We start from the raw sequence: 17,219 nt of genomic DNA, 5'->3' as shown, positions 1-17,219 counted from the left end.
GAGTCGTAACAAATTAGTTGATTGTTCTCTAGGTGTTTGCCATATTTTTTTAGTCTTATAAGTAAACCTAATAAATATGAAAAAGCTTATTCTACTTGCTGCCTTGTGGATGACCTGCTTTACTGGAGCCATCGGACAGTATCGACCTTATCATAAAGAGGATTTGAAAAAGTACAAATCTCAGTCGGTAAAATCTTTTCAAGTTCATGTGACGCCATACACTTATGATCTAAGAGGAAAGTATAGGCCACAAAGATTTCAAGGACTACAAGTCATATCAATGAACAGGCCAGGTGGTACTCATGATGATATTTATTTCATTGATAAAAATGGGAATACCCAATATCATACGGTGAGACCTACAGCTCCATTAAACATGCATCAGAATAATCAGGGAGTACACGACAGTTCAAATCCTAGTGGATACCAATATCAATCTGTAGGGCAGGCAGTTTTAGATGGTGTGGCGACCTTGCTATCTGGGATGTTTTTGGACTAAATTTTAATTACATTCGTGTTCTTTCTACTCACCATAATAGGAGGCAGATTTTCTAGAATTTCCTTATGCATGGCTTCAAGCAACTTCTTTTTAGCATAACTTTTCTTAACTACTAGCCCTACTTCTCGTGTTGGAACAGGGTCAGAAAACTTCCGAAGTTTTGATTGTTCGTCCTTACTCAAATCCAAAGTGAATAACTCTGGAAGAAGCGTATATCCTCCTCGGCGATCTACGAGTTTCTTTAGTGCTTCTAGCGAGCCACTCTCATAGAGCACTCGATTGTTGAATCGGTCTGCTTTTTTTGCATTACAAATATTAAGCATCTGACTTCTAAAGCAATGACCTTCATCTAAGATCCAAAGGCCCTCATTGTTGAGTTCTGAAGAGGCAACTAATTTTTGATCGTAAAGTGGGTGTCTATGTGATACATAAGCAAAAAACTCTTCGTAGAACAATGGGCTTTCTTTCATACTCTCTTCGTTAAGAGGAGTGACCATTAGTCCAATATCAATCTGATCCTTTTTTATAAGATCTAGCATGTCGCTAGTCATATGTTCGCTTACCTGTAGATTAATAAGCGGGTATTTTTCAACAAAAGAGGAAATGAATAAGGGAACAAGGTAAGGCGCCAAAGTAGGTATGACCCCAATTCTAACATCTCCTTTAATCTCATGCTTTTCATTGTCTATTATCTCACTTACCTTTTTTGATTCAGCAATGATATTCCTTGCTTGTTCTAATATTTGAACGCCGATTTCAGTTGGTTCAATAGGGTGTTTGGATCTATCAAACAAAATTACCCCAAGCGTATCCTCTAATTTTTGGATTTGCATACTCAAAGTCGGCTGAGTAACGAAACATTTTTCTGCTGCTATAGCGAAGTGTCTATAGTTGTCCAGAGCAATGATATATTCTAGTTGTACGAGTGTCAATGGATGTAAAAATAATAGTGAAAAAAGGCCCGAAAATCGAGCCTTAATAATTAGTCAATAATTTTGAATTCTACGCGTCGATTTTTCTGCCTATTGTCTGCCGTGTCGTTCGGAGCCAAGGGTAATGTTTCACCGTACCCTACAGACTCTAACCTTGAAGCACTTATCCCTTTTCCTATAAAATAACTATAAACAGCCCAAGCTCTTCTTTTGGATAATTCCAGGTTGTAGTCGTCATCTCCTATTGAATCTGTGTGACCAGAAATTTCGATACTGTTTATTTTATTTCCCTCTAATAGCTGAGAAATACGATCGAGCTCTGCGTAGGAGGATGTTCTTAAGTCTGATCGATCAAATTCGAAAAATATATTGTTTAAAGATATAGCCACTCCTTTTTCAATCGGAGTAAGATATAAATCTTGCTGAATGTCAGTGGTTTCTGTGACCTCGTTGAGGTCTATATGCTCATCTTGCGAGAGATAGTCCTCTTTTGCAGCATAAACTCCATAGTTAGCCCCTGGTCTCACTTTGAATACATAATCACCATATTCATTAGTTTCAGAACGGCCTACAGTCACGCCGTCTGGCAGTCTTTCTACTATGACGCTACTCGTAGTTGGTTCGTTGGTTTTCGAATTGAAGACTTTTCCATGAATGGTAACAAATATTTCAGTTGGCTCAAGCAATATTTCATCTGTTGGCTCAATGTAGAGTTCATCTATTCTAAACCTATAAACGTCTGTATTTTCATCTGCCTTGCCTCTCGTGAAATAAGCATGGCTGCCATAAGCGGGCATATTGAAATATGTGTCATCGTCAGGACCATTTACACCTTTTCCAAGATTTTCAGGAGCAGACCATTTGGTCCAGGAATCATCAAGCCTTTTAGAGACATATATGTCTGCACCACCATAGCCTCTAAAACCTCTTGACGAGAAGTAAAGTGTTTCATTATCATGATGTAAGAAAGGAGCCATTTCTTCATCAGCAGAATTAATGACATTGCCTAAGTTTTTTGGCTCTGACCAGACACCGTCCAATCCTACAAATGAAGCATAAATGTCGCGGTCACCAAATGTATCGTCTCGTTGAAGAGCCATCAGTATTACTTTGGTGTTTTGACTCATGTAGAAGTCAGCCTTTTCTGAATAATTATAATTATTAGTGACTGTGAGATTCGTAGGTTTTTCCCACTTGCCTGGTCCTTTGCTTCGGCTCATCGAAATACCAGTTCCCATCCGACCTCTCTTCTCATATGTATTTCCTAATAAAAGTATGGTTTCACCATCCACTTGAGTAATGGAGCATATATAGTTGGGCCCAACGGTGTTTAATGGTGGACCTAAATTTTTTGCAGGTTGCCACTCATGGGTTTCCTCGTCTAGTTCAGAATACCAAATGTCCGAATTATCGTCCACTCCACCGACATTGTCAGGATGAGCCCTTCTACTATAATAGAGTGTTTTGCCATCTGGGGATAAAATAGGTCCAATTTCAAGAAATTGACTATTCACATTTTCGCTCAGTGCTTCCACACTTAAATTTTCATTCACATTGTCGGCCAGGTCTATCAAAACACTAATTGGGATATTTGATGCAGATAACCCAATGGCATCAATACTATTGAATCCAGGAACATTTCCTCCTTTGATATCCACTCTGATGTAAGCGATTCGATAAGGTGTTTTTTCAAAAAACAGATTAAGGAGTCTACTTTTAAGAGGAATCGGTCTAGGATTAAGGTCGAAAATCACATATTCATTATCTAATGAATCATAAGCGTATACTTTCGAAACGGCACCCGGATTTTCAGTTTCGGCTATGGCAATTTGCTGTGCCCGAATTGGGGTATCAAATTTGACCACTATGTATTCGTCATTGTCTGGTCTAGATGGTCTCCATGCGTTTGGACTCTCACCACCCTTTGGATAAACATTTGGAGAATGAAGAGCCTGACTGGCTGCGTATTGGAGCGCGGTTGTCTCTGAGGTAACGTGCATGACTTCCGATGCCCATTTGACAGTTTCTTGGGCATAAAGCCCTAAAGAGATTAGGCTGGCAACGAATAATGCGGTGAATTTTCTCATTGAGGAAGATAATTTATTCTAGGTGGTAATAAATATATTCAATTTTTATTGCTTCAGGATTCTAACTTCTACACGTCTGTTAGCGGTACGAGCTTCATCAGTACGTTCTCTACTCAGTGGTTGTGTGCCGCCAAATGCCTTAGTTCGTATTCTGGTTTTTTTCACACCCCTTTTGGTTAAGTATTCTTTTACTGCGTCAACACGGTCCTGTGATAACTGAAGATTAGCCTGGGCGTTGCCCTGAAAATCAGTATGTCCTTCTAACTGAATATTAATATTGGGACGAGCTTCCAACCAAGCTACAAAGTCATTTAGTTCTGCAAATGACGACTCATCAATGACAGCTCTGCCTCGGGCAAATATCAAGTTGTGCAAGTCAAACTTCTCATGAGCGGCGTCGGGGAACATGACAAAATTCTTTTCTATCAGCTGAGTGCCATTATCAACAACCTCCATCTCTTCACTAATTGTTTTATAACCATCCGCTTTCACATTGATGATGTATTTGATGTTCTCAAGCATATACAGCTCATAGACGCCATTTTGTTGATTGGTAGCAGAAATACCCATGTCATCATAAAAAGGCAACTTTTCGTAAAAGACATTTGCTATTAGCGGAGATTTAGACTCTTCATCAAGTACGGTGCCTGTAACTCTTATGAGCGTACCTTCCTCGTGGGCTTGAGCGAAAAGGTCGTCATGGGTTAAAAGGAGTAAAATGGAGACACACAAACAAAAAGAAAACAGAATTCGTGTTATTTTCATAGTTCAAGCAGATCTTGTGATCAAAGGAATGATAGCTCGTAATTTAGCTATATTTTAAAAAATTACTCCAATGAATGGTCATTGAATAAAAGATAGCCTACATGTAAGAGCACACCCCATTCATGTTGACTGTCATCATAGTAGTTGACATGAAGTCCAACTGGACCAATAAAAGAGTGGTAAACGAAACCAGAGGAAGCGGCAAAAGATGGGTTAATCCAATTTCTTTCAATAATAGGAACAACTCCATTTTGTCCTGTTATTTCTTCGAATTGATTGAATAAATACCCTTCTATTCTAAATTGTAATTTTTTTATAGGAGTAAAGACATTTTTCAATCCAAAAGCAGCAAATTGGCGAGCCCTGAAATTTTCAAGAAAAATGGTTTTACTATCCATTAAAGGATAAAAACCAGTATGATTAATTAAAGTGCCTTTTACTGTGCCAAACGAAGGTTGATTAGAGTATTGAGCTTCTATGCTCCAACCCAGACTATATTTTTGCCCAAAAGTAGAATATTTCTCCGCACTTGTTTTTGCCGAAAACCATTGCACATTACTTTTATTAACAGGAATGTTGACTGTTGAAGTGGTGCCAGGAAGATACTTGCTGTCCATATTGTAGTAGTTCAACACAAACTCGAGCTTGGAACCTTTAGAAGAGAATTGAGGGTAGTTTAAACTGTTGTGGTAAGTTCTGGCTTCAATTCTCAGACCTTGCAATTTCAATTCATCGAAGTTTTCGTTGGTATTGATTTGTTGATCATTGCTATATTTATCACGGTTAAGAAGGTAGGAAGTTTCCAAACTTAGGCCAAACTTTCTGTTCAAAGGCAATCCGAAAAACATACCAAACTTCCTATCTACTCTATCCAATATGGTTAGGTCTGGCGCTCCTAATAAATAATCTGCCAGATTTAAAAAATCTCTGTGATTGATCGTAATCGTTGGGCCAAAAGAAAAAGGTTTTTTGCCAGGGACTGTCAGTCTGTTCTTAAAAAATACTGATTCATAAAACGGGCCTGCAAATAATTTCAATTCATATTCTTCAAGAATACGTGTAAGCCGTTTGAAATCCATGCCTAGATACATGTAAGAAATATTTCTAGAAGTCAAACTACCTCCAATTTTGGCTTTTAACCTTGGATTAGGATTGCCCTTCAATTGAAAAGCGTAACGATCTCCTCTGGAATAACTTGGAAAGACGTTAATAAAATAATCATTGTCAATCAATCGGTAATAGGCACGTTTGGCCTGTTCAAACTCAAAAGAATTGTCCTTGTTGAAAACGTTAGTAATGTATTGCGAAGTTTTAGTGTTAAACCCCTCTATTTCAACGGTGTCAAAATAATGACGCATAGGACGGCTTAAAAATTCTGCACGCAGATTACTCAATTCTTCAGGATTCGCACGTCTTTGTATTTTGCTTTTTATTTCATCTAATTGAGATAGTCCAGTTTGGTAACCTTTTTCATAAATCTCTTTCGCTTTGTCAAAACTCATCGTACTATAATCAGCAAGTTTTACATCTATAAAGACGTCTGTGCTATCCAATTTTGAAGGATCTCCCTTGTTTAGCATAAAAAAGAGAATCGACTCGGCTAAAAGTTTCTCATCATCATTCTTAGGGTATTCGTCTAGCACCTTGCTGCCTACATTCACACCGATAATCACATCGGGGTTAAATTCTTCCTGGGCAGGCAAGATGGGAAAGTTATTGTATATGCCACCATCAAACAATAACTCTCCTTTTACCCTCACAGGGCGATAAAGCAAGGGGATGGCCATAGAAGAGCGGATGGATTCATAAAGCACCCCACTGTCCAGCACTACCTCTTCTTCCATGAAAATATTGGCAGCTATTGCTCTAAATGGGACAAATAAACTGTCATAATCTCCATTGCAGACATAGGAAGCATGCTGGAGTCTTTCTGCTAAATTGATATTTAAGACATGGTCTCTGTCAAACGAAGGGTCCAGACTTGAATCAAATGCAGAGTCAAAGTCAAGCTTGACAGTGAGCCAAGACGGGTCGGGTAATTTCTTATGAAAACTATAGAGGTATTTTTCGTCAATTTCGCCATCTACCCAATCTTGAAGATCTTGGGAAAGCGCCAGAGCCTTGATTTGTTCTGGAGCATAGCCAGCCGCGTAAAATCCTCCTACTATGCTACCCATGGAAGTGCCAACTACATAATCAATCGGGATGTTGTTTTCTTCCAATGCTTTCAGTACACCGGCGTGTGCTATACCTTTTGCTCCTCCACCGCTGAGAACCAGAGCTACTTTTTGTGCATTTGCCACAAAAGAAACTATGAATAGAATAAATGGAAAATAGGCCTTCACTAATCGTGAATACATAGTTGATTTAAATTGTCTGGCCTAAAAATATTGGAAACCAATGTAACGAAGCCTTAAAAAATCAAAATAAAATGGGCAAAGCTATTTCAAATCCTATATTTGCCGCGCAGGCACACCATACTTATGGCATCTAAGTTATACGAGACCACACAGTTAGACTTATATAGAAATCGATCCAAATTCAAATGGGTTGTATTGGCCATATCTATCGTAATTAGTATTGGCTCCATTTACTATACAAACGTGTTGGTGGATCAGATAAAATCAAGAGAGGAAAAATTGATTGCTCTCTATGCCAATACTTTAGAATACTTCGCTAATCAAGAGAATAATTCAGATCTCAATTTCATTTTTGACGAAATCATCCTTTCCAACAAGTCGATACCTGTGGTGATGGCGGATGAATTGGGCAACCCATTGGAGTATAAAAATATTCCTGCCGCAGATCGAGCAGCCACCAGAAAAGAACGTAATCGAATTTTGATCAAAGAAATTCGTGAAATGGAAGAAGAGCACGAACCATTGCTCGTTACGTTGAGACGAGATGGAAGCATCACTGGTTATCAATTCATTTATTACAAAAATTCACTGTTGCTCACCCAACTCAAGTACTATCCGCTTACGCAATTATTTGTAATAGGGATATTTGGCATGATTGCCTTTTTAGTATTCAATTATTCTAAGACAGCGGAGCAAAACAAGGTATGGGTGGGGTTGGCGAAAGAGACAGCGCATCAATTAGGAACACCTCTGTCATCACTTATGGCCTGGGTAGAGTATCTAAAATCTGATGAGAAATTGAAAGATATGGATATGATTGTAGAGCTGGAAAAGGACGTGGAACGGCTAAACATGATTACTTCTAGGTTTTCCAATATTGGCTCAGAACCTATATTGGAAAGCACGAACGTCTATAACCTGATAGAAGAAACACTTAATTATCTCAAAAGAAGAATTTCTACGCGAGTGGAATTCACCTTGGTCTGTTTTCCTAACAGAGAACTTGAGGCCAATATTAATAAACCACTTTTTGAATGGGTAATTGAAAACCTTTGTAAAAATGCGGTGGACGCTATGGGGGGAGAAGGAAAAATCCACATTAAGGTATTAAAGGCCAATGAAGGTCATGTGATCATTGATATTGCAGATACAGGAAAAGGCATGACAAAAGCTGGAATCCAAAAAATATTTCAGCCAGGTTATACCACCAAGAAACGAGGCTGGGGACTAGGATTGACGTTGGTAAAACGAATTATAGAAAACTATCACAAAGGAAAAATTTATGTGAAAAGGTCTGATGTGAATAGAGGGACTACCTTTCGTATTTCACTCAAATCCTAACTACGTAAAAAGAGGTCGGATACTTGGCGAAAAGTCAATTATTCCCTTAACTTCGCACTTTGAAAAAACAGGACACAATTTTTCATTGAAATAAACAATCAAGAAATGGCAAATAGTGGTAAAATCACACAAGTAATTGGCCCGGTAGTGGACGTAAGCTTCGAAGCTGATGGTGCTAAAGTCCCAAATATTTTGGACGCGCTATACGTAACCAAAGAAAACGGACAAAAAGTAGTGTTGGAATGCCAGCAGCACTTAGGCGAAGACAGAGTTAGAACTATCGCAATGGAAGGTACCGAAGGGTTGACCAGAGGTATGGAAGTTGTAGATACTGGTGCGGCAATCACTATGCCTATCGGAGAAGACATTAAAGGTCGATTGTTCAACGTGGTAGGTGAAGCTATCGACGGCATCGATCAGCCTAAAGGAGAAAAGTCACTTCCAATTCACAGACCTGCTCCTGCATTTGAAGACCTTTCTACTTCTACAGAAGTACTTTTCACAGGTATCAAAGTAATCGACTTGATTGAGCCTTACGCAAAAGGTGGTAAAATTGGTTTGTTTGGTGGTGCTGGTGTTGGTAAAACTGTATTGATTCAGGAACTGATCAACAACATTGCCAAAGGACACGGTGGACTTTCAGTATTTGCCGGTGTTGGAGAAAGAACAAGAGAAGGAAACGATTTGCTTCGTGAGATGATTGAGTCTGGCATCGTAAACTACGGTGACGACTTCTTGAAGTCTATGGAAGAAGGCGGATGGGATCTTTCTAAAGTAGATAAAAAAGCATTAGGTGATTCGAAAGCAACCTTCGTTTTCGGTCAGATGAATGAGCCTCCTGGGGCAAGAGCTAGAGTAGCACTTTCTGGTCTTACAGTAGCAGAGTACTTCAGAGATGGTGATGGCGAAGGTCAAGGAAAAGATATCCTTTTCTTCGTGGATAACATCTTTAGGTTTACGCAAGCTGGATCTGAGGTTTCAGCGCTTCTAGGTCGTATGCCATCAGCGGTGGGATACCAACCTACATTGGCGACAGAGATGGGTGCCATGCAGGAAAGAATTACTTCTACCAAGAAGGGATCGATTACTTCTGTACAGGCGGTTTACGTACCTGCGGATGATTTGACTGACCCTGCTCCTGCAACAACCTTTGCTCACTTGGATGCAACTACAGTACTTTCAAGAAAAATTTCTGAACTTGGTATTTACCCAGCCGTAGATCCATTGGATTCTACTTCTAGAATTTTGTCTGAAGAAGTGGTAGGTGAAGAGCACTATGGATGTGCACAGCGAGTAATCGAGATTCTTCAGAGATATAAAGAGCTTCAGGATATCATTGCAATTCTTGGTATGGATGAATTGTCCGATGAAGATAAGCAGGTGGTACACAGAGCAAGAAGGGTGCAGAGATTCCTTTCTCAGCCTTTCCATGTAGCTGAGCAGTTTACTGGATTGCAAGGGGTATTGGTAGATATCAAAGATACTATCAAAGGATTCAATATGATTATGGACGGTGAATTAGATCACTTGCCAGAAGCAGCTTTCAACTTGGTTGGTGGTATCGAATCTGCGATCGAAAAAGGAGAAAAATTATTGGCTGAAGCTAAATAATTCAGACTATGTATTTAGAAATAATCACACCAGACGAAAACGTTTTTGAAGGAGAGGTAGAATCTGCCATGTTTCCTGGAAGCGATGGTTCGTTTCAGGTTCTGAATGATCACGCTCCCTTAGTTAGTTCTGTAGGGAAGGGTGACGTGAAGATCATGAGACTACACGACAAGAAAACCGAAGAGATACATTTCAGTATCGACGGCGGAGTTGTAGAAGTACTAAACAACAAAATTTTAGTATTGGCCGAGTCTATCGGAGAGTAAAGTCAGGTGTAAAAATATAGAGGAAGCCATGAATTTTTATTCATGGCTTTTTTTGTGCCTATTCTCTTTTGACAGCCTTTAAAATTGCTGGTAAGTTTATGATTTTTTTGTATCTTGTTGACTAACTACCTAATTTAAACGACTCATAATTAGAAATACATGTCAGGCAAAACAGCATTGATCGTAGGCGCCACGGGTTTGGTTGGTAGAGAGCTCTTAAACGTGCTTTTGGAAAATGATCATTACTCTAAAATATTAATTGTAGGAAGAAGTTCTCCTGGAGTCAAGGACAACCGTATTGAAGAGTTGTTGATCAATTTTGATGACTTGGCAAATTACAAAGATCAAATTTCTGCAAACGATTATTATTGCTGTATAGGTACCACGATGGAAATGGCCAAATCTAAAGAAGCATTCTATCGAGTGGACTTCACCTATACTTTGGAATTGGCTAAGATGTCAAAGGAAGATTCAGCCTGTGATCAGTTTCATGTAGTTTCATCTTATGGGGCAAATGCTCAATCCGGACTTTTTTACAATGCTGTTAAAGGGCAAGTGGAAGATGCTTTAAAGGAATTAAATCTTAGAGCATTGCACATATTTCAGCCCTCATTATTGCTCGGTTATAGAAATAATTTTCGACTTTGGGAAGAATTGGCGAAAATAGCCTCTGGGGTTTTGTCCTTCTTTATAATAGGCTCCCGGTTAAAATTTTGGGCGATTGAAGGCAGTGAGGTGGCTAAAGCTATGTTTTATGTCGCACTTAGCGGAGAATTTGGCACACACGTACACAAACCGCTCGAAATGAAACGAATAGCACACACCAAAGAATACAAAGGTGATAACAGTGTTACAGCGGACGTCTGAAGCGTCTGTAAAAATCAATCAGGAAATTGTAGGTGAAATCGAGGAGGGGTTAATGATCCTACTCGGCATCGAGGAGGCTGATAGCCAGGAAGACATTGATTGGCTCTGTCGTAAAGTTTGTAATCTCAGAATATTTGATGATGAGGCTGGCGTAATGAACAAAAGCCTGATTGATGTAAATGGCGATATTTTGTTGATTAGTCAGTTTACTTTACATGCCAGTACGAAGAAAGGCAACCGTCCTTCTTACATCAAAGCTGCCAAACCTGATGTTGCCATCCCGTTGTATGAGAAGTTTATTAAGCAGCTTGAAGCTGAACTGGGTAAACCAATTCAAACCGGAGAATTTGGCGCAGACATGAAAGTGAGTTTGATCAATGACGGCCCAGTGACGATTATGATAGATTCTAAAAACAAGCAGTAATGACCCTAGAGGAAGCACAAGCGCTGGTAGATGATTGGATCAAGAAGCATGGAGGCTACTTCAGTGAACTGACAAACTTAGCAGTACTTACCGAGGAGGTGGGAGAGCTTGCTCGTATCATATCACGCAAGTATGGGGATCAGTCCTTCAAAAACAAAGAAGCAGAAGCAGACCTTGGAGACGAACTAGCCGATGTCCTCTGGGTAGTGATGTGCCTGGCTAATCAAACAGATATAGACCTTACAGAAGCTCTCAAAAAAAACGTGCAAAAGAAGACCAAGCGAGACTCCACCCGCCACAAGGAAAACAAAAAGCTCTGGAAACAGAAGCCGCCGGAGAATTGATATGTCAGTTGGCATGCAGGTCACAAGACCTGCATGGGCGACTATTTCGGATCTATCGCCTTAGTTGGTCTTTTGACCAGCTCCCCGCCCTTGTTGGTGTTGTCACCAACAAGCCGCTGCACTTGCGGATAGCAGCCCAAACCATTAAATTTAAATAAACCAATCTTAATCTAGTTTGCTTACCAACCACCTCTACTTTTTCACAGCTTCGATCCTGAACTGGAAAAGAGTTTTAGCCTATGATCCGTGCAAGCAAATCATTCTCGATTCGCTTCAATATTTACATGACAAAAAAGCTGTGAAAATCTGTGCATTTGTGATCATGCCCAACCATATTCATTTGATTTGGATGCCGTTGAAGAATAATTCAATCAAAAACCTACAGCTCTCCTTCATGAAATTTACAGCACAGAAAATCAAATTCTTCCTTCAGGATAATGAATCCGAATATTTAGAAGAGTTTTTGGTCAATAAGAATGACAGGACTTATCAAATCTGGCAGCGAGACTCTTTGGCCGTAGAACTTTATTCTCCCAAAGTGATTGAGCAGAAATTGGATTATATACACAACAATCCTTGTCAGGGAAAGTGGCTATTAGCTGATTAGCCGGCGGCTTACTCTTGGAGTTCTGCTGCATTTTATGATTGGGAAGATGAGCGGTACTCGTTCATTAAGCATTACAAAGATATTTCATTTGGAGACTAGTGCAGTGGAGGCTCGTTGGTGACAACACCAACGAGGGCGACAAGGTTTTGAAATCCCTATAGGTTTGAATGATTCAAGTCAGGTGCCCGTTCACCCATTCCAGCATCAATATCATCACCTCATCTTTTCTTACATCATTGTGAAGCTCGTGTCTTACGCCTTCCCACTGGTGGTAGGTGGCTAGCTCGCCTACTTTTTCTGCAAATACTTGAGAAGTATGAGCCGAGGTAATTTTATCTTCATTGCCATGGAAAATGAGCAATGGAATCTTATTCTTATGTGTATTTTCTAATGTCCATAGACCAGCCTCAAAAGTTTCAAGAAACAAGCGAGCCGAAATTTTATTGTGATTCAGTGGGTCTGCCAGGTACGCATCATTTATTTCTTTATTGTGCGTTAGGTGATCCGCATTGAGCCCGTTTTTTTGAGCAAGCGACGGAAGAACTTTTGAAAAGAACTTAGCCAGCTTTACCTGAAATATAGAAGGCTGAAAAGATAAGGTGAGCCAAGGTGAGGAAATTATGGCTCCAGCTAATTCGTTTGTATTTTTCTTTAACACATAGTTGGTCACAATATTTCCTCCCAGGCTATGACCGTAAAGAAAAAGTGGTATGTCATTGTATTCTGCTCTGGCATGCATGAGCAATTCTTCTACATCATCGAGCAACATATCGTGTGAGGGGGTGTGCCCGCGCTTGCCTTCAGACTGACCATGACCCCGTAAGTCTACAGCAAATAAGGATATCTCATGGCTATTCAAAAATTCAGCCACATGCTCATATCTGCCAATGTGCTCTCCCAAACCGTGCACCAGGCAAATGGCAGCCTTTGGATGATCGACTAGCCACTCCTTGCCATAAAGCGATATACCATCTTTGGCTGTAAGAGTAAAATGTTCAGTCATTCAGATAGTGATTATTTTTTATTGGCAAGATATACACCGACTAATACAATCCCAATGCCGATGAGCTGATAAATGTTGAGTACCTCACCATCTACTAACCCCCAGCCGATGGCCACTATAGGAATAACATAAGTAACGGAGCTGGCAAAAATTGGTGAGGCTGTTTTTACCAATTTGTTGAAAATGACCAACGCCATGGCGGTACCTATCAGCGCAAGCGTAGTCACATAAGCCAGGCCTGAAAGGAACGCTGGGCTTTCTATTTTGTTAAGAAAATCTGTTGCGAAAAGCAAATAGCCCAGACTAATCGGGCTCACCAGTGTGAAGGATACAGCAGTAATGTGCAAAGATCGAATGTCAGTCAAAAAGTGTTTGATGAGATTGACACTTGTGCCGTACATCACTGTAGCAGCAATCACAAAGAGGGCATATAAATTGACCCCTGACAGATCAAAATAAGCGCCGCCAAGCATAATAAATGTACAGCCTACAAAACCAATGGCAATGCCAATGATGTTGATGGTTTTGATCTTGTGATGAAAGAACACTAGCCCGATCAACAATACAAAAACTGGCGTCATCGCGTTAATCACCCCGGTAATGGCACTTTCTAACTGCGTTTGAGCAATGGCAAAAAGTATGGCAGGTAAAAGACTACCTACCAGCCCTACTACAAATAAAACTGGCAACTTACTCCGTTCGACTTTACGAATGACTGGAAGAGAAAAGGGCAGCAGACCTAGAAAAGCTATGAACATCCGTAGCGTACCTACTTCTCCAGCGGAAAACGTCAATAAACTTTTTTTGATTAAAATAAATGAGCTTCCCCAGACCAAGGCCAGCACAATCAGCAGTACCCAGGAGATAAGTCCAGTCGAGCTATGTTCGTTACTCATTGAGCAACAAGACTTGCATGCTGAAAAACGTCTTCCACTTCATCCAATATGCTGGAAGTGGCTTCGAAAGTAGGAGACTCCACTAGTCTTGCTCGAAACGGCTTGAATCCATGAATGCCTCTGAAATAGTTCGTATAGTGTCGACGCATTTCAAAGATGCCTTTTTTCTCTCCTTTCCATTCGATGGAAAATTTAAGGTGACTTCTCACGGCATCCATACGTTGTGAGAGGGTCGGTGGAGGTAGCTCTTCACCAGTTGCGAAATAATGTTTGATTTGATTAAAGATCCAAGGGTTGCCAATAGCTCCACGACCAATCATGATGCCATCTACGCCATACTTTTCTCGATATTCTTTGGCCTTTTGGGGAGAGTCGATATCACCATTGCCAAAAATAGGAATGTGAATGTCAGGATGGTTTTTAACCTCGGCGATGGGATTCCAATCTGCCTCTCCTTTATACATTTGCTGTCGTGTACGGCCATGAATACTCAGGGCTTGAATTCCTACATCTTGGAGTCGCTGCGCTACTTCCAATATTTTGATATTGTCATGATCCCAGCCTAATCTCGTTTTGACAGTTACAGGCTTATCCACTCTTTTCACGATTTCCTCAGTCATCTTCTGCATCTTGGGAAGATCCAATAAGATACCTGCTCCAGCCCCCTTGCATGCTACTTTCTTTACCGGACAGCCATAGTTGATGTCTACCAATTCAGGATCGGCCTCTTCTGCTATTGCAGCAGCTTCTCTCATGGATTCTATTTTTTCACCAAAAATCTGAATCCCAATTGGACGTTCGTAGTCATAGATGTCTAGCTTTTGTATGCTTTTAGCTGCATCTCGAATCAAAGCTTCAGAAGATATAAACTCTGTATACATAAGGTCTGCGCCATTTTCCTTGCATACTGCACGAAATGGTGGGTCACTTACATCCTCCATGGGAGCCAAGAGTAAAGGAAATTCTCCTAATTCTATATCACCTATTTTTACCATCTTGCGTTATTTGAAAACTCTAATTTGTCATTCCAACGTAAGGAGGAGTCTTCTCAACAGGTGGCAGTCAGCCAATTAGACTTCCCTCTTCGTTCGAAATGACAATAGTTTTTGATAGATATTTAACGGGATAATTCAGCAATTAACTGTTTTTTGTTTATTCCGAATATCCGATCATTTTTGCTGCAAATTTAATCCATTTATGCCCAATTCACTACAATCCTCATTAAGTCCAGCATCACATTTAATTGGAGTTGTAACATTAGTATTTAGTAGCTTCCTAATTACACCATTTTTGGTTGTTTCTTGTTTGTCATTATTATTTGGAACTTCCCTGATGGAAATCACGTCCCAAGTAGGCATTCAAGATTATCAACTCCAAACTCAAATCATTCTCCTTGTAAGTCAGTTTTCTGCTGCCGTATTAAGCTTTATTGTTATTCCAGCTTATTTCATGAGAAAATATGAGTCAAAAAAATTGAATTTCTTTTTTAATTCGGACTTCATAAAGTTGAATCCAGTTATGATCACCATTGGTTTAACTCTATCAGTCATGGTAGTGAATAGCCTATTAATAGAATGGAATTTGAACATCGATTTTCCTGAGAGCATATCAGCAAAACTTGATTACTTTGAAGAACAAGGCAGACTGATGACAGAATACCTCACTGATTTTCATTCCTTACCTTATTTCTTATTGGTTCTGATAGTTGTCGCTATTGTGCCTGCGATAGGCGAAGAATTACTCTTTAGAGGATTAATTCAGAAATATTTACAAGGAATCTGGGGAAACCCTCATGTGGCCATTTGGGTAACTGCCATGTTCTTTAGTGCTTTTCATATGCAATTTTATGGGTTTGTACCAAGAATGGCATTAGGAGCCTTCTTTGGTTATCTGTTTTATGTTTCAGGAAACCTTTGGTATGCTTCGATAGCCCATTTCATCAATAATGGCTTTACTCTTTTAATGATCTATCTATTTCAAAAAGAAATGGTTGATTATGATATTGAAAGTACTGAAACTGTATCCGCCTGGTCTACCCTAACCTTCGCAATTATTGGTGCTGTTCTGTTTGTATTGTTCAAAAAACAATTTCATATTACAGATAATTTGAGAAATGAGTAACTGGCAAAAAGTATTTTCAGACAAGAATGAATATCGAGCGGAGATTGTCATCGCCGTACTTCAGGAGTCTGGACTTCAGCCAGTGATGGTCAACAAAAAAGACGCTGCCTACCAGTTTGGCCATTTTGAAGTGTTGGTAGCCCCTGATCATGTACTCAGGGCAATAAAGATCATAGAGAATGACATCGAGTTCAAGTAAATTTTCTGATCTGGCCAAAAGGCTGGTCACTGGGGTAATAGGTGCGTTCTTTGTGTTGTTTGCCATTGCCTATCATGAATATGGTTTTGTAGCTGTATTCCTTATTCTTTGTGTACTTACCCAATGGGAGTTTTATAAACTGATCATAGCCAATGGAATAGTGCCACTTCGCACTTTCGGGACTATCATGGGAGTTATTTTATTCATGATGATCTATCTCGTAGAAAAGGGCACGATTCATTTCGATTCATTTTTCATGATTTTGCCCTTTAGTTCTTGCATATTTTTCATCAAGCTGTACAAAAAGGACGAAAAGAAACCATTTACCAATATTGCCTTTACCTTTCTGGGAATTATCTATGTGGCTCTGCCTTTTTCACTGTTGAGTGTAGCTGCTTTTATACTAGATGAGTATAGTTACCAGATTATCATAGGCATCTTTCTAATTCTTTGGGCCAGCGATACAGGGGCATACTTTGCTGGGATTCAATTTGGTAGAAGGAAGTTGTTTGAGCGTGTATCCCCAAAAAAATCGTGGGAAGGTAGTGTGGGAGGAGCGATTCTATCGTTGGCTTTTGCAGTGGGTATTTCTTACTACTTCACGGATTTAGCGCTTTGGCACTGGATTGTTATATCCATTATTACAGTAGTCACTGGTACCTATGGAGATTTAGTAGAATCCCTATTCAAAAGAAGTATGGATATCAAGGACTCTGGTCGTAAGTTGCCAGGCCACGGTGGGTTTTTAGATAGATTCGATGGATTACTGTTGTCTATTCCATTCATTATCATTTTCTTGAAGTTTTTTGTGCAAGAATGAGTGAATGTTAGGGGTAAATCCTGTTTTCATTGGATGAATGTGTAATTTTGCCTACCTAAAAATGATAACACAAAACA

Annotated in this window: 18 protein-coding genes; 11 read left to right on the top strand and 7 right to left on the bottom strand. The window is 39.8% G+C overall.

The features are described from left to right. The first annotated feature begins 76 nt into the window (after nt 1-76). Nucleotides 77-499, top strand: coding sequence for a hypothetical protein (locus tag ACOQO5_RS15140; RefSeq protein ID WP_420582528.1), 423 nt, complete (start codon nt 77-79; stop codon nt 497-499). Here the strand turns inward: ACOQO5_RS15140 and ACOQO5_RS15135 are convergent. The 4 genes from ACOQO5_RS15135 to ACOQO5_RS15120 all read right to left on the bottom strand — a co-directional run bounded on the left by ACOQO5_RS15135 (nt 496) and on the right by ACOQO5_RS15120 (nt 6,643). Then, nucleotides 496-1,431 carry a LysR substrate-binding domain-containing protein gene (locus ACOQO5_RS15135; RefSeq protein ID WP_420582527.1) on the bottom strand — a complete coding sequence of 312 codons (936 nt, stop codon included), beginning with the start codon at nt 1,429-1,431 and terminating at the stop codon, nt 496-498. The two genes, ACOQO5_RS15140 and ACOQO5_RS15135, sit on opposite strands and share 4 nt — an antisense overlap. A gap of 50 nt (nt 1,432-1,481) precedes the next feature. Further along, entirely contained in the window at nt 1,482-3,518 is a 2,037-nt protein-coding gene (locus ACOQO5_RS15130; RefSeq protein ID WP_420582526.1) for an OmpA family protein, read from the bottom strand. 45 nt (nt 3,519-3,563) lie between these two features. Then, nucleotides 3,564-4,283 carry an OmpA family protein gene (locus ACOQO5_RS15125; protein ID WP_420582525.1) on the bottom strand — a complete coding sequence of 240 codons (720 nt, stop codon included), beginning with the start codon at nt 4,281-4,283 and terminating at the stop codon, nt 3,564-3,566. Nucleotides 4,284-4,345: 62 nt separating this feature from the next. Further along, on the bottom strand, nt 4,346-6,643 hold the full coding sequence (locus ACOQO5_RS15120) for a patatin-like phospholipase family protein (protein ID WP_420582524.1): 2,298 nt from the start codon (nt 6,641-6,643) through the stop codon (nt 4,346-4,348). Between the two features lie 123 nt (nt 6,644-6,766). Between ACOQO5_RS15120 and ACOQO5_RS15115 the strand changes: the two genes are divergently transcribed. The 7 genes from ACOQO5_RS15115 to ACOQO5_RS15085 all read left to right on the top strand — a co-directional run bounded on the left by ACOQO5_RS15115 (nt 6,767) and on the right by ACOQO5_RS15085 (nt 12,103). After that, entirely contained in the window at nt 6,767-7,984 is a 1,218-nt protein-coding gene (locus ACOQO5_RS15115) for a sensor histidine kinase (RefSeq protein WP_420582523.1), read from the top strand. 105 nt (nt 7,985-8,089) lie between these two features. Continuing rightward, nucleotides 8,090-9,595 (top strand): F0F1 ATP synthase subunit beta, encoded by a 1,506-nt coding sequence (gene atpD / locus ACOQO5_RS15110; RefSeq protein WP_420582522.1) that lies wholly within the window; start codon nt 8,090-8,092, stop codon nt 9,593-9,595. 8 nt (nt 9,596-9,603) lie between these two features. Next, nucleotides 9,604-9,861, top strand: a complete 258-nt coding sequence (gene atpC, locus ACOQO5_RS15105) for an ATP synthase F1 subunit epsilon (RefSeq protein WP_318173553.1) — start codon at nt 9,604-9,606, stop codon at nt 9,859-9,861. Between the two features lie 159 nt (nt 9,862-10,020). Next, the gene (locus tag ACOQO5_RS15100; protein WP_420582521.1) at nt 10,021-10,728 is read left to right on the top strand and encodes an NAD-dependent epimerase/dehydratase family protein; all 708 of its coding nucleotides are present in this window, start codon (nt 10,021-10,023) and stop codon (nt 10,726-10,728) included. Continuing rightward, nucleotides 10,700-11,152 (top strand): D-aminoacyl-tRNA deacylase, encoded by a 453-nt coding sequence (dtd, locus tag ACOQO5_RS15095; protein WP_420582520.1) that lies wholly within the window; start codon nt 10,700-10,702, stop codon nt 11,150-11,152. The genes ACOQO5_RS15100 and dtd overlap by 29 nt, the downstream gene beginning before the upstream one ends. Further along, on the top strand, nt 11,152-11,496 hold the full coding sequence (locus ACOQO5_RS15090; protein ID WP_420582519.1) for a nucleotide pyrophosphohydrolase: 345 nt from the start codon (nt 11,152-11,154) through the stop codon (nt 11,494-11,496). Before dtd ends, ACOQO5_RS15090 begins: the two co-directional genes overlap by 1 nt. A gap of 175 nt (nt 11,497-11,671) precedes the next feature. Next, the gene (locus ACOQO5_RS15085) at nt 11,672-12,103 is read left to right on the top strand and encodes a transposase (protein WP_420582518.1); all 432 of its coding nucleotides are present in this window, start codon (nt 11,672-11,674) and stop codon (nt 12,101-12,103) included. Between the two features lie 172 nt (nt 12,104-12,275). Here ACOQO5_RS15085 and ACOQO5_RS15080 read toward each other — a convergent pair whose 3' ends face one another. From ACOQO5_RS15080 to dusB, 3 genes are read right to left on the bottom strand one after another with little or no spacing between them, the layout of a single operon-like run. Further along, complete coding sequence (locus tag ACOQO5_RS15080) at nt 12,276-13,106, bottom strand: lysophospholipase (protein ID WP_420582517.1); 831 nt, start codon at nt 13,104-13,106, stop codon at nt 12,276-12,278. Between the two features lie 11 nt (nt 13,107-13,117). Continuing rightward, entirely contained in the window at nt 13,118-14,002 is an 885-nt protein-coding gene (locus ACOQO5_RS15075; protein ID WP_420582516.1) for a DMT family transporter, read from the bottom strand. Further along, nucleotides 13,999-14,997, bottom strand: coding sequence for a tRNA dihydrouridine synthase DusB (dusB, locus tag ACOQO5_RS15070; RefSeq protein ID WP_420582515.1), 999 nt, complete (start codon nt 14,995-14,997; stop codon nt 13,999-14,001). The genes ACOQO5_RS15075 and dusB overlap by 4 nt, the downstream gene beginning before the upstream one ends. Before the next feature lie 337 nt (nt 14,998-15,334). Here dusB and ACOQO5_RS15065 point away from each other — a divergent pair, with 337 nt between their 5' ends. The 3 genes from ACOQO5_RS15065 to ACOQO5_RS15055 are packed head-to-tail and all read left to right on the top strand — an operon-like array spanning nt 15,335 to nt 17,142. Then, nucleotides 15,335-16,123 carry a CPBP family intramembrane glutamic endopeptidase gene (locus ACOQO5_RS15065; RefSeq protein ID WP_420582514.1) on the top strand — a complete coding sequence of 263 codons (789 nt, stop codon included), beginning with the start codon at nt 15,335-15,337 and terminating at the stop codon, nt 16,121-16,123. After that, nucleotides 16,116-16,322 (top strand): DUF2007 domain-containing protein, encoded by a 207-nt coding sequence (locus ACOQO5_RS15060; protein WP_318173545.1) that lies wholly within the window; start codon nt 16,116-16,118, stop codon nt 16,320-16,322. The genes ACOQO5_RS15065 and ACOQO5_RS15060 overlap by 8 nt, the downstream gene beginning before the upstream one ends. Further along, complete coding sequence (locus tag ACOQO5_RS15055; protein WP_420582513.1) at nt 16,303-17,142, top strand: phosphatidate cytidylyltransferase; 840 nt, start codon at nt 16,303-16,305, stop codon at nt 17,140-17,142. The genes ACOQO5_RS15060 and ACOQO5_RS15055 overlap by 20 nt, the downstream gene beginning before the upstream one ends. The last annotated feature ends 77 nt before the right edge of the window (nt 17,143-17,219 follow it).

The organism is Reichenbachiella sp., from assembly GCF_965223055.1.
Classification (GTDB): domain Bacteria; phylum Bacteroidota; class Bacteroidia; order Cytophagales; family Cyclobacteriaceae; genus Reichenbachiella.
The sequence above is the reverse complement of the archived record's forward strand: the minus strand, read 5'-3'. Positions and strand labels throughout refer to the sequence as shown.